Genomic DNA, 13,337 nt, shown 5'->3' on the forward strand with positions numbered 1-13,337 from the left:
CTCTATCGTACCGTAAGGATGCTTGACGGATCATGACCGATCCGGCTCCTCCGGCGCGTGCGGCGCATCCTGCCCCTGCGGCGCGGCATGCAACGCGGCGTGGATGGCCTCGGCCTTCGCCCGGCCGACGCCCTTGACCTCCTGCAGCTGCTCGACGCTGGCCACGCGCATCGCGCGCACCGAACCGAAATGCGCGAGCAGCCGCTTCTGGTAGGACTCCCCAACGCCCGGAATGCCGTCGAGCGCCGATCGGAGGGCTCCCTTGCGGCGGGTCTGGCGATGGTAGGTGATGGCGAAGCGGTGCGATTCGTCGCGTACCCGCTGCAGCAGGTACATGCCTTCCGACTGGCGTTTGAGGATGATCGGATAGTCGTCGTCCGGCACCCACACCTCCTCGAGCCGCTTCGCGAGCCCGCACAGGGCCACATCGTCCACGCCGCAGTCGGCGAGGGCCTTGGCCGCGGCCATGACCTGCGGCTGCCCGCCGTCGACGACGATGAGATTCGGCTTGTAGGCGAAGTGCCGGCGATCCGTGTTCTGCTGGACGACCGGCTCGCCGTCCGAGCCGTTTCCGCCCGCGCCGTCGTTTCGGGCCTCGTCCCGGCCGCCGGTCATCTGAGGCCCGATGCCGGTCTCAAGGCCCTCGGCCGGCCCGGAGACGGCCTGCCCCGGGGCGTCGCCGCCGCGCGACTGCCGTTCGCGGCGTTCGTTGTCCATCGTCTCGCCCGAGTCACCAGCGATGTTGCCGTGCCGGAACCGGCGGGTCAGCGTCTCGTACAGGGCGCTCAGGTCGTCGACCGCGCCCTTGCCGTCCGCCCCGCGGATCGCGAAGCGGCGATACTCGGACTTTTTGGCGATCGCGTCCTCGAACACGACCATCGACGCCACCTGGAACGCGCCGCCGACCGTGTTCGAGATGTCGTAGCATTCGATGCGCAGCGGGGCCTGCTTGAGCCCGAGCGCCTTCGCCACGTCGTTCATCGCCGCCGAACGGGTGCCCATGTCGCTGATGCGGCTCATCTTGCTGCGCTGCAACGCCTGGCTCGCGTTCTCGTTCGCCCGTTCCATCAGCGCCTTCTTTTCGCCGCGGCTGGCCGTGCGTATCGTCACGGCCGCGCCGCGCAGGTCCGACAGCCACGTCTCCAGCTCGCCGCGCCGGGCCGGTTCGACCGGCACGATCACCTCGCGCGGCACCGGCGCGATGGGCGCGAGCAGGTCGGCGCGGCCGGTCTGCTCCTGCCGCTCGCGCCGTTCGCGGGTCGCCTGCGCCCGGGCGATGCTGTCGGTCGCGGTCACGCTCTGCGTCGAGCCGATCGCGTCGCGCCGCTCCTCGACGCGGCTCGAGGAGCCCGGCACGCCGACGTCGGGGAGCTCCGGCGCCCCGGCCCGAGCCGGCAGCGCCTCACCGGCCACGTCCGAATACACCTGCACGATGAGATCCGCGATCAACTCGGCGTCGCTCACGTCCTCGACCCGTTCGACGCTCCAGTTGCGCTCCCCGCGGATCGACCCGTCGCGCACGTAGAACGCGTGCACCGAGGCCTCCAGCTCGTCGGAGGCGAGACCGAACACATCCGCGTCGACGTTCTGGTCGAAGACGACCGCGTTCTGCTCGACCACGGTCTGCAGCATCTGAATCTCGTCGCGCAGCCGGGCCGCCTTCTCGAATTCGAGTTCGGCGCTGGCCTCCTTCATGTCGCGCGTGAGCTGGGCGATGTACGACTTGTCGAGGCGTCCGGTCATCACGCCGACCAGCTGCTCGCACATGCGGCGGTGCTCCTTGGGCTCGATGCGCCCGACGCAGGGCGCCGAGCACTTGCCGATCGACGCGAGCAGACAGGGGCGGTCCGTCAGCTCCGCCTTGTGGTACACGCTCCCGGTACAGGTGCGCACCGGGAAGGTGCGCAGCAGCTTGTCGAGCGAATGGCGCAGCTCCCACACCTTCGCGTAGGGGCCGAAATATCGGGTGTCGCGGCGCTTGCGGCTGCGCGTCACCCAGACGCGCGGCACCGCCTCCCCCACCGAAACCGCCAGGTACGGGTAGGTCTTGTCGTCGCGGAACTGCACGTTGAACCGTGGGTCGAACTCCTTGATCCACGTGTATTCGAGCGTCAGCGCCTCCAGCTCGGTGCCGACCACCGTCCATTCGAGGCTGCGGGCCGTGAGCACCATGGTCTGCGTGCGCGGATGCAGCAGGTACAGCGGCTGGAAGTAGTTGGTGAGCCGGTTACGCAGGTTCTTCGCCTTGCCGACGTAGATCACGCGGCCTTCGCCGTCGCGCCACTTGTAGACGCCGGGCTGCGCGGGGATGTCGCCGGTTTTCGGGCGGAACAGGTCACGCGAGTCGCCGAGCAGCGGAGCGCCGTTCACGTTCGTCCCGGCGGCGCGCCCGGCGGATTGGGCGCCCGGCACGGTCGGAACGGAACCGGCTGCATGGCCGTCGCCGTCGCGCAGGGCGGCGGCCGTCGCGCGCCATGTGCCGGGCGCGTGCCGTTCCAAGTTGTCGTTGGTCATCGCCGCTCCTTTCCGTTCGTTCCGACGCAGTGCCGGCGGCCCGTTCCGCCGGCGACCGAGTGGCCATGTGCGGGACGGGCGGTTCATGAGGCTGGACGGCTGGGGCATGCGCCACCCGGGCGGGCTGTGAGCCGCGCGCCGGCGGCGGCCGTCAGCCCAGCATCGGTTTGAGGAACCTGCCGGTCCAGGAGTCGGGGCACTGCGCCACCTGCTCCGGCGTGCCTTCGGTGACGACCGTGCCGCCGCCCTCGCCGCCCTCGGGGCCGAGGTCGATGAGCCAGTCCGCGGACTTGACCACGTCGAGGTTGTGCTCGATGACGATCACCGTATTGCCCTTGTCGACCAGCCCCTGCAGGACCAGCAGCAGCTTGCGCACGTCCTCGAAGTGCAGGCCGGTGGTCGGCTCGTCGAGGATGTACACGGTCTTGCCGGTGGAACGGCGCTGCAGTTCGGTGGCGAGCTTGACGCGCTGCGATTCGCCGCCCGACAGGGTCGGCGCGCTCTGGCCGAGCCGGATGTAGCCGAGGCCGACCTGCACGAGCGTGTCGAGGTAGCGGGAGATCGACGGGTACGCCTTGAAGAAGGCGGCGGCCTCCTCGATCGGCATGTCGAGCACGTCGGCCACGGACTTGCCGTTGTACTTCACCTCGAGCGTCTCGCGGTTGTACCGCTTGCCGTGGCACTCCTCGCATTCCACGTACACGTCGGGCAGGAAGTTCATCTCGATCTTGAGCGTGCCGTCGCCGTGGCAGGCCTCGCACCGGCCGCCCTTCACGTTGAACGAGAACCGGCCCGGACCGTAGCCGCGCACCTGCGCCTCCGGCGTCTTGGCGAACAGCGTGCGGATCTTGTCCCACACGCCCGTGTAGGTGGCCGGGTTCGAGCGCGGCGTGCGCCCGATCGGGTTCTGATCGACGTGGATCACCTTGTCGCACTGATCGACGCCTTCGACGCGCGTGTGCTTGCCGGGCACGATGCGCGCCCCGTTGAGCTTGTCGGCGAGCACCGGGTAGAGGATCGAGTTGACCAGCGTGGACTTGCCCGACCCGGAAACGCCGGTGACGACGGTCATCACGCCGAGCGGGAAGCTCACGGTGAGGTTCTTGAGGTTGTTCTCGCGCGCGCCGACGACTTTGAGCTGCTTGGTCCGGCGCGTCTTGCGCCGCATGGCGGGCACCTCGATCTCGCGGCGGCCGGCGATGTAGTCGCCGGTGATCGAACGCGGCGCGTCCACCAGGTGCGAGGCGGGCCCGGAGTAGACGACCTCGCCGCCGTGCTCGCCGGCGCCCGGGCCGATGTCGACCAGCCAGTCGGCCTTTTCGATGGTCTCCTGGTCGTGCTCGACGACGATCAGCGTGTTGCCGAGATCGCGCAGGTGATGCAGCGTTTCGATGAGCCGCTGGTTGTCGCGCTGGTGCAAACCGATGGACGGCTCGTCGAGCACGTACATGACGCCGACGAGCCCGGAGCCGATCTGCGTGGCGAGTCGGATGCGCTGCGCCTCGCCGCCCGACAGGGTCTTCGCGGCGCGCGACAGCGTCAGGTAGTTGAGCCCGACGTCGTTGAGGAACCCGAGCCGTGCGCGGATCTCCTTGAGCACCTCGCCGGCGATCCGCGCGGCCGAGCCCTGCAGATCCAGCCCGTTCACCCAGGCGAGCCCGCGCTCGACGGGCATGTCGCACACGTCGGCGATGGACTTGCCGCCGACGGTCACGGCCAGCACCTCGGGGCGCAGACGGCGGCCCTGGCACGCCTGGCACGGCACCTCGCGCATGTACGACTCGTAGTACTGCTTCATCTGGTCCGAATCGGTCTCGTCATGCCGGCGCATGAGCGTGCGCACCACGCCCTCGAAGCCGGTCGAGTACTCGCGCATACGCCCCCACCGGTTGCGGTAGGAGACCTTGACCTTGAAGTCGCGGCCGTACATGATCGCGTGGCGGACCTCCTCGGGCAGGTCCTTCCACGGGGTGTCGAGGTCGAATCCCATCTCGTCGCCGAGACCCTCGAGCACATGCCGGTAGTACTCGCCGGCGCCCTTGGTGAGGCCCCATGGCTCGATCGCGCCTTCGTTGAGTGTCTTGTCCGGATCGGGAATGACCAGTTCCGGGTCGATCTCCAGGTTGTAGCCGATGCCCGTGCACGCCGGGCAGGCGCCGTAGGGCGCGTTGAAGGAGAAGGTGCGCGGCTCGATCTCGTCGAGCTCGAGCTGGTGGCCGTTCGGGCAGGCCCGCTTCTCGGAGAACGGCTGGCGGCGGTTCGGGTCGGACGGGTCCAGGTCGACGTAGTCGGCGACGACGATGCCCTTGGCGAGGCGCAGCGCCGTTTCGATCGAGTCGGTGAGCCGCTGGCGGATGCCGTCCTTGACGACCAGACGGTCGATCACCACCTCGATCGTGTGCTTCTTCTGCTTGGTGAGCTTGATGTCGTCGCTCAGCTGGCGCATCTCGCCGTCGATGAGCGCGCGGGCGTAGCCGTCGCCGCGCAGCAGCTCGAGCAGGTCCTCGAATTCGCCCTTGCGGCCGCGCACCACGGGGGCCAGGATCTGGAAGCGCGTGCGCTGAGGGTTCTTCAGCAGCGTGTCGACCATCTGCTGCGGGGTCTGCGCGCTGACCAGCTCGCCGCATTCGGGGCAGTGCGGCACGCCGGTGCGTGCGAACAGCAGGCGCAGGTAGTCGTAGATCTCGGTGATCGTGCCGACCGTCGAACGCGGGTTGCGGTTCGTGGTCTTCTGGTCGATCGACACGGCCGGGCTCAGGCCCTCGATGAAATCGACGTCCGGCTTGTCCATCTGCCCGAGGAACTGGCGGGCGTAGGCCGACAACGACTCGACGTACCGGCGCTGCCCCTCGGCGAACAGCGTGTCGAAGGCGAGCGAGGACTTGCCCGAACCGGACAGGCCGGTGAACACGACCATGCGGTTGCGCGGCACCGCCAGGTCCACGTTCTTGAGGTTGTGCTCGCGGGCGCCCTGGATCGTGATCTTCAGGTCGTTGGGGATATGCGAGATATCAGCTACGAGCGAATCGCCGATGTGGCGCATCGGCGCCTTTCTGATCTCGCGCGCGAGGAAGGTGTCGCTGGTCATCACCTTTTCGACCACGACCTCGCCGCTTCTGCCCTTGCCGGGTGCCTTCCGGCTCCGGGCGTCGGGCCGCTTCGCCGCCCCGGCCCCGCCTGCGTCGGCTCGTGTTGCTGCCATGGTCCCCTGCCTCCGATCGCGTGTCCTGCATATCCAAGTCCATGCCAAGAATACCCGACCCCGCGACAAAATTCGAACGTATGTTCGACGGCGTGTTGTCGGGCCGCGCGGGCGCCTCCGGCCGCGGGCAGGGCGACGTCCGCCCCGGTCACGCCCGCCCGGCCGGAACGCCCAGTCCCCGCAGCGCTTCGGCCGCGTCGGCCAGGGTGATGCGCTCCTGTTCGACGCGCCGGAACGGCATGGCGGCGTCCTCGCAGAGCCGGACGTACAGCTCCCGCTCCGCCGGCCGCAGACCCGGCGCCGGCTTCGGGTCCCGCAGCGCGAGCCGTCTGCCGCGCTCGCTCAGGTCGGTGCCGTACCGGCGGTACCGCTCGTATGCGGCGCAATCCATGAACATGGAGTCGCAGTCGAGCCCCCGCTCCCGCAGCATCGAGAGGATCTCCAATCCGTCTGCGTCCATATCGCCCCAATACACGACGCGCATGTCCCGCAGCGCGGGAATCTCCGGGGCCACGGCGCCGATGGCGTCGCCGGAGCCCCAGATGCAGATGCCGTCGGGGATCGGCGGCATGTCCTGGTAGGTGTCCTTGTTCTCGATGATGACCGCGTACCGAATTCCCGCGAGCGCCGTGCCGTTCCACGGGCACCAGGCGATGCGTTCGAGTTCGGCGTCGGCGCGCCGCGGGTCGAGGTACCGGAATCGCAGTTCGCGCGGGCGGCTCGACAGCTCCAGCGTCTCCCTGCCCAGCAGGCGGCAGATGGCTTTGCGGCGTCTGGTGTTCGATTCGTTGAGCCATTTGCCGCTGAATCCCGTCAGCGGCACCTGCCGCGGTCTCATGCCGGCGGCGTCGTAGTCCGCGAAGTAGTGCGCCGCGGTGATCAGCAGGTCGAAGTCCAGCGCCTGCTCGTGGCCGGTCATGGCGGCCACGGCTTCGATCGTGTCCGGTTCGGCGTCGAATTCGGCGCGCAAACGGATCAGGCGGCGTCTGGCTTCGCGGTATTGCGTGGCCAGGCCGCGGCCGGCGACGCGCAGGGCCGTCGCCTCGTCGGGGACGGTGACCGCGGAGATGAGTCCGACGGCGGTGCCGATTTTCCGTTGCGTGACGGTGGTCTCGCATCCGCGCTGCCCGGCCCACTTCTTGATGTCGTTATTGTTGTTGTGCACCGCGATGGCGTGCTTCTCCAATTCGGCTCTGCCGGGCAGTCCGACCGGCACGGTGTACGGCCAGGCCTGTTCGATGCGGTACAGGTTGGCGCGCATGTGGGCCTCCACCCGGTCGGTGATCGCGGCGACGTCCTTCGGCTCGCTCATGGCCGGTCCCGGTCCTCGGCGGCGTCGGCTGCGCCGGCCGGGGCCTGCGCGCCCTCCTCCGGCCGGAGCACGGCTTCGCGCAGGGAGGTCAGCCCGGTGTCGGGGTCCTTGTAGGTGACGTAGGCCTTGGTGGACACTTCGAGGATTTCGCCGGTCTTGCTTTCGGGCGCGGAGACGATGACCTGGAAGCCGAGGCGCGGCAGCACGGTGAGGGCGCGCTGCGTGTAGCGGCCGTCGGCTTTGATGAGCGCCTCGTCGAGGAACAGGGTGGTGTACGAGGGTTCGCTGGTCATGCCGCCGCCGAGCAGGTAGATGAGCGCCGCGCCGTACACGAAGGAGGTGAGTTCCTGCAGGGCGCCGCCGGATCGGCCGCCGGTGGAGGTGATGCGCTCGTCCGGGCCGTCCTCGTGGTGGACGATCGCGTAGAACGAGGAGCGGCAGCGCGGGTCGAGGTCGCGCGCGCCGTAGCTTTTCACGCCGTTGGCGTCCTTGACCTGCGCGAGCTGGTCGCGCAGCAGGTCGATCATCGGTGCGCATGCGGCGAATGCCCGGCGCGAATCGGCGGCGCCTTGGGCCGCCGGCTCCGACTTCCAGTCGTTGAGCGTGCCGATGGCGCGGCTCAGCTGGGCCGAGAAGGCGCGTTCCGGGCGGCGCACGTCCGCGTGCAGGGACAGGCTGCCGTGCTTGGGGCCGAACTGCTGGCCTTCGAGCATCGCGTTGATGCGGTCCAGCTGGCTGCGGATGTCGCTCGCGTCCGTGTCGATCGCGCGTTTGATCGTCAGCAGGCTCATGAGCAGCTGGTCGAGGCAGCGGCGGTATTCACCGTCCGTGGCGGCGACGGCCGTCAGGCGCGACAGGCTTTCCAGTTCCTCGAGGTAGTAGCGGTAGTCCTCCACGCTGGCGGTGACGGCGTCGTCGTCGGCCGCGTAGTCGTGCAGGTACGAGTCCATGCGCGTTTCGACGCCGGCGCGCGCCACGGCGACGCGTTCGGACAGCGCGTCGACGCGCGAGGCCATGTCCTTGCCGATGCCGGCGATGACGCGTTCGGCGAACTGGTTTCCGGAGGAGGCCGCCTGCCCCGCGCCGATGATCATGTGGGCGCGCAGCGCGGGATCGTCGCCGGGGAGTTTGCCGTCGTAGGATTCGGCGAGCGCGGAGGCGACCTCGTCGTCCAGCGGCGCGGCGGCCGCGTCGGAGGGAGCCGGCCCGGCTTCCGTACCGTCGGCGCCGGCCGATGTCCCGGCGGCACCCGTCTGATGGGAGTTGAGCCATGCGCGTGCGGCGTCGGCGGCGTCGGCCGCAGCGTCGGCCGCCTGTTCGTCCTGGATGCGGTCGCGTTCGGAACGGTCGAGTTCCTCGGACAGCGAGTCCTTGAGCGCCGCGAGTTTGGCGAGTTCGGGGTCGTTCTTGATCGAGGCGATGGTCGTTTCCAGTTCCGTGACCGCCGCGGCGGCGCCGTCGGCGTCGATGCGGTCCCATGCCGTGTAGGCGAGCTGGTCGGCCAGCGTCAGGCCGCGGCGCAGCGCGTCGACCTGGCGTTTCGCGGCCGTCAGGGTCCGTTCCGTGCCGTTCGCCGTGTCCGAGGCCTGGTCGATCTGCCGTTCGAGATCGTGCAGGTAGCTTTCGTTGACGTAGCCGATGACCTGCTGGCGGTCCTTGACGCCGTGCTGGCCGCGTTTGCCGGATTTGATCTGGCCGTCGGCCTGCACCTGCCGCGTGTCGCGGTCGGCGTCGTCGATGGCGGCGACGCATCGGGCGTCGAGGCGTTCGGACCGGGTCTGTTCGCGCAGCCATCCGGCGAACGGCGATTCGTCGCGGTAGCGCAGCTTCGAAGACAGCCATGCGTCCTCCGGCGCGGCCGCCCGGTCGGCGGGCCGCGCGTCCGGGGCGTCCTCCGACGCGGCGGCGGCCCCGTAATCGCGCGTCGTGTCGACGAACTGCCAGGTGCGGCGCGCCATCTGGTGCGGGTCGATGGTGCTCACCTTGGCGGCGAAGCCCTGTTCGTGGCGCTTGTCCACGAGGATCGTCTGCGCGATCGGCCCGTAGGCCACGTTCATGGCGAGGCGCCAGGCTTCCTCGTCCTCGCGCACGTCCATGAGTTCGGCGACGTAGGGCAGTTCGCCGGCGTCCAGTCCGGTCGCCCGGCACAGCATGGCGCGGGTCTCGTCCATCTGCCGCGAGATGCGGGTGCGCTGCGTCTTCTGCCGCTCGTAGTCGTGCCGCAGCCGCTGCAGCGTGTCGAGCGCGGCGTAGTGCGCGCGGTCGGCGGCGCTGCGTTCGGTTTCGAGTTCGGCGGCGCGCTGGTCGTATACGCGTTTGAAGTTCACGGCCTCGACGCGCCGCTGGTCCCACGCCTGTTCGCTCGCCGGCATCGTCTCGCCGACCGCGTCGAACAGTTCGGCGGTGTGCGCGCGGTTGTCGCGCACGGCGGCGAGCGTGCGCCGGCTCTGGTCGAGTTCGAATTCGAGGCGTGCGAGGTTGCCGCCGTCCAGCCCCTGCATCTGGGCGCGGATCGCGTCGATGCGTCCGCGCAGTTCCTCGCTGCGCGCGCCGGCGGCCCGGGACGCGGCCATGCGGGCGTCCCGCTCCTGCTCGTCGAGGGGCAGCTGGGCGGCCACTTCGCCGGCCATGCGGGCGATGGCCCATGCGCGCAGCGTATCGCGACCCGTCTCGCCGGCCGGGTCGACCGGGTCGAAGGCCCGCGCCGCGCCCACGGCCGCCGCATAGCCGCCATGGGCGCGTTGGATGCCCTGCAGGGCGTCCATGCGCCGGGCCTTCTGCTCCATGGTGCGGAAGTTCTCGTCGTAGCGCTCGTAGTCCTCCACGGTGGAGCGCGCCAGGTCGAGGGCCTCGGGCACGCCGAGCACGCCCTGCTTGAAGATGTCGTCGAGCCGCGAGGGCGCGTCCGCCGACTGGATCTTGTGCAGCAGCCGGCAGGCGTCGGCGCTCAGCCCCATCACGCTCCAGATGTGGGTGTGGAACGCCTCGGCGCTGGGGAAGGTGAGGCATTCGGGGTAGGCCGTTTTCAGCTGCGAGGGCGTGAACGCCGATTCGCGGAACCGGTCCATGGCCCGCGGGTCGATGGGCCGGTCCCATGCGACGTATTGGCGGCGCACCTCGCTGCCCTTGTCGCCGGGCATCAGGTACAGGAACTTGCCGCAGGACAGGACTTGGCCGGTCGTCGTGTTGCGGTAGGTGTCGACGATCGCTCCCCAGACGGCCTGCGGCGCGCCGTTGTCGTCCAGCCCGCGCAGGTAGATCGGCCGGTCGCCCTCGTCGGTGTTGCCGACGCCGACCATGCCGCGCAGGTACGTGTAGTCGCTGCGTTCGGACCGGCCGGAGTTCGACGCCTTGTTGAACGGGGTGCCGGTCGGGTAGAGCAGGGAGATCTGCGCGTCGACCAGCGTGGACTTGCCCGATTCGCTGGCGCCGGCGAGCAGCGTCACCGGCAGACGGCCGTCCGTGGAGGGGCGGAATTCGTGGTATCCCTCATAGGATCCCCAGTTGACGAGCCGGCGGGATTCCATCATCCACCGGTCCGCGATCATCTGCATGTCCTTGGCCGCCATCGTCATTCCCCTTCCCCGTCGGCGGCCTCGCCGCCGAGCGCATCGTCATCGAGCGCGTCATCGCCGAACAGCGGCTCGTCGACCATGCCCGGCGAGCGCCGCCCGTTGCCGCCGTCCGGCCCGCCGCCGGGTTCGCCGGTCCCGCCGGGCTCGGCGTCCCCGTCATCGGGCCCGTCGTCGGTGCCGTCGCGCGACGGGTCGGATCCGGGCCCATCGGTCTCGTCGTCCTCGTCGGCCGCGGCGACGCCGAGCCATGCGTCGGCCAGTTCGCGGTCGAGCACCGCGGGCACGAGCGGCGTGATCCTCAGCATGGTGTCGTCGTCCAGCCGTTCGAGGTAGCCGTATGTGTTCATCGCGGAGATGAGCGCGCCGATCTGGCGGAGCACGCCCTCCTCGTCGTTGCGCGCGGACAGGTGGCCGGCGCCGGTGGCGAGCGCCGCGCGGATCTCCTCGAGGCTGACGATCCATTCGTCGGCGGCCACGCGCATGTTCTCGTATTCGAGCACGCGGATGCGCAGGAAGGCGAGCAGCGCCGCCTCCTCGCGCTTGAGGCTGGCGCGGGTTTTCAGCGAGCGCAGGGTCACGTCCTCGCCGGCCACGGGCGCGGCGTACATGATGCGGTACCGTTCGTTGATGACCGGTTCGAGCAGGTCGTTGTTGAGCGAGCGCGTGACGGCGTCGTAGTGGTCGAGCGCGAGCTCGTAGAGCGTGCCGTCGATGTAGCGTTCGCGCTTGAGCGCGATGGCGGCGCGGCGCGCGTCGGCCGGCATGTCTCCGCGGTCCCCTTCGAACAGCGCGTATGGGTTGTCGTCGCTCATGGTCATCCTTCCTCCACGATGTCGTCCAGTTCGTCCGGGTCGGCCAGCACCGCCCTGGTGGTCCAGTCGCGCGGTTCGCCGCCGAGGGATACGCAGTGCCAGACCGCGGCGTCGGCGCCGTCGGCGCCGCGCAGCCCGCCGAGGAATCCGACGAGTTCGCTTTCGTGGCGTTCCGTTTCCGGCAGGCGGTTGAAGCTGGCGGCGATGTCGACGAGCCCGCCGCGCATCACCGGGTCGCGCCGGATCTGCGTGGCCATGCGGCGCAGTCTTGGGCCGCCGTTGCCGATCAGGACGCGCAGGTCGACCGCGGCGCCGGGCGCCGGCGTGTCGTGCAGGCCGGGCGTCGCGGCCCGCGTCATGGATTTCGCCGGGCGCATCGGCAGGGGCGCGATCGGCCCGTCGGCAGTGCCGGTCGCGTAGGGGCGTGCGCCGTCGCCGGGATGCGCTCTGGCGTCCGCGCTGACGGCGGCGTACAGCCGGTTGAGCCTGGTGAGCATGGTGCGGTAGCGGGTGTCGGTCTGCTGGCCGACCAGCCGGCTGATCGCCTCGTTTGAGACGCGCATCTGGTGGCGCACCGCTTCGATGCCGTCGTAGATGCGCGCGAGCTCGTCGCGGATCTGGCCGAGCAGCGCGCCGGATTCGCCGGCCAGGTACGGGGTTTTCGCGATGTCGCGCAGCGCCTCGTCGATCTGCTGGCGGCCCTCGTCGGTGATGATCACCTGGAAGGCGTCCTCGAAGCGGCGGCCGGAATCCGATTCGCTGAAGGAGCGGCGGTATTCGTCCTGGTAGCGGGTCAGGTTCTCGTCGACGCTGATGTCGCCGGCCTGCATGCGCCGGCGCAGGGCGTCGCCGTTGTCGCGTTCGGCGAGCACGAGTTCGCGCAGGTCGATCGGCACGCCGCGCAGCGTGTTGTGCACGACGGCGATGACGTCCTCGACCTGGGCTTCGGAGAGCGTGGCGTGCTGCTGGCCCTGCTGGATGCGCTTGATCTCGTGCTTGCGGTCCTTTATCTCGCGGTTGAGCAGCCTGATCCGCTCCCCGGGGTCGGCGGTCAGCTGCATGCGCGCGTGCTCGATCTCCATGATGATGCTGTTGGCCTGCGCGCCGGAGAGGGTGCGCGACTCGTCCTCGAGCCGGCCCAGCGCCTCGATGGCCCGGTGGGCGCGGGCGGTGAGCCGGTAGAGGAATCTGTGCGAGGCGGCGTCGTGGGCGTTGGCGAGCCATGCATAGTCGCCTTCGCCCTCGCGCGTCAGGTCGGCGAGGATGCGGTGCGCCGCATCGGCGAAGGTCTGGTCCTCGCGCAGCGCGTATTCGCCGGCGTCGGCCAGCGCGGACAGGCTCTGCGCGAAGCGCTCCTCGAGCGTCTCGCGCGGCAACTCGCCGGTGAGCGGGTCGAACGCGGCGCGCAGCAGCGCCACATAGGTCATGGAATGCTGGCGCAGCAGCAGACGGAGCACGCCGGTTTCGTAGACCGGGCGCAGCCGTTCCATTTCCCGTCTCACATCGGCCACAGCACGCCTCCTCATTCCCGTGGAGGCTCCATGGTAGCCGAAGGCCCGGCCCGCGCGTGTCAGCCGGGCGGCGGGACGGGCCGGTATTCCCGGGTTATACACGCCAAGCGGCCTCTGCGCGTGTATACCTCGGGAGTACCGGCGGGCAACTCTCGGGTTCCACACGCGAAACGACCCCAATCCGTGTATGACCCGGGAGTACCGTCCGGCAAACCCCGGGTTATACACGCGCAGAGACGGTTTTGCGTGTGAAACCCGGGAGTTGCCGGGCCTATGGGACGGGCCGGCTATTCGCCGCGCAGGGCTTCGGTCGGGGTGAGGCGGGCGGCACGGGAAGCCGGGTAGAGGCCCGCGAGGATGCCGACGAGCACGGCCGCGTCCCGTGCCGGCGCAGCCTCCGACCCTCCCCCA

The 13,337-nt window shown here is 69.8% G+C and carries 6 protein-coding genes; all 6 read right to left on the minus strand.

What is annotated here, in order from left to right:
* Positions 1-30 precede the first annotated feature (30 nt).
* The 6 genes from uvrC to BBSC_RS06670 all read right to left on the minus strand — a co-directional run bounded on the left by uvrC (position 31) and on the right by BBSC_RS06670 (position 12,926).
* Positions 31-2,412, minus strand: coding sequence for an excinuclease ABC subunit UvrC (gene uvrC, locus BBSC_RS06645; RefSeq protein WP_375713296.1), 2,382 nt, complete (start codon positions 2,410-2,412; stop codon positions 31-33).
* Between the two features lie 253 nt (positions 2,413-2,665).
* Positions 2,666-5,602: an excinuclease ABC subunit UvrA gene (gene uvrA, locus BBSC_RS06650; protein ID WP_033517064.1), complete on the minus strand. Its 2,937-nt coding sequence runs from the start codon at positions 5,600-5,602 to the stop codon at positions 2,666-2,668.
* Between the two features lie 262 nt (positions 5,603-5,864).
* Positions 5,865-7,028 carry a DUF3322 and DUF2220 domain-containing protein gene (locus BBSC_RS06655; RefSeq protein WP_033516957.1) on the minus strand — a complete coding sequence of 388 codons (1,164 nt, stop codon included), beginning with the start codon at positions 7,026-7,028 and terminating at the stop codon, positions 5,865-5,867.
* Positions 7,025-10,597, minus strand: a complete 3,573-nt coding sequence (locus BBSC_RS06660) for an ATP-binding protein (RefSeq protein WP_046726300.1) — start codon at positions 10,595-10,597, stop codon at positions 7,025-7,027. Before BBSC_RS06660 ends, BBSC_RS06655 begins: the two co-directional genes overlap by 4 nt.
* A gap of 2 nt (positions 10,598-10,599) precedes the next feature.
* The gene (locus tag BBSC_RS06665) at positions 10,600-11,415 is read right to left on the minus strand and encodes a DUF4194 domain-containing protein (RefSeq protein WP_231649368.1); all 816 of its coding nucleotides are present in this window, start codon (positions 11,413-11,415) and stop codon (positions 10,600-10,602) included.
* A gap of 2 nt (positions 11,416-11,417) precedes the next feature.
* Positions 11,418-12,926, minus strand: coding sequence for a DUF3375 domain-containing protein (locus tag BBSC_RS06670; RefSeq protein ID WP_033516959.1), 1,509 nt, complete (start codon positions 12,924-12,926; stop codon positions 11,418-11,420).
* Between the last annotated feature and the right edge of the window lie 411 nt (positions 12,927-13,337).

This window comes from Bifidobacterium scardovii JCM 12489 = DSM 13734 (assembly GCF_001042635.1).
Lineage (GTDB): Bacteria > Actinomycetota > Actinomycetes > Actinomycetales > Bifidobacteriaceae > Bifidobacterium > Bifidobacterium scardovii.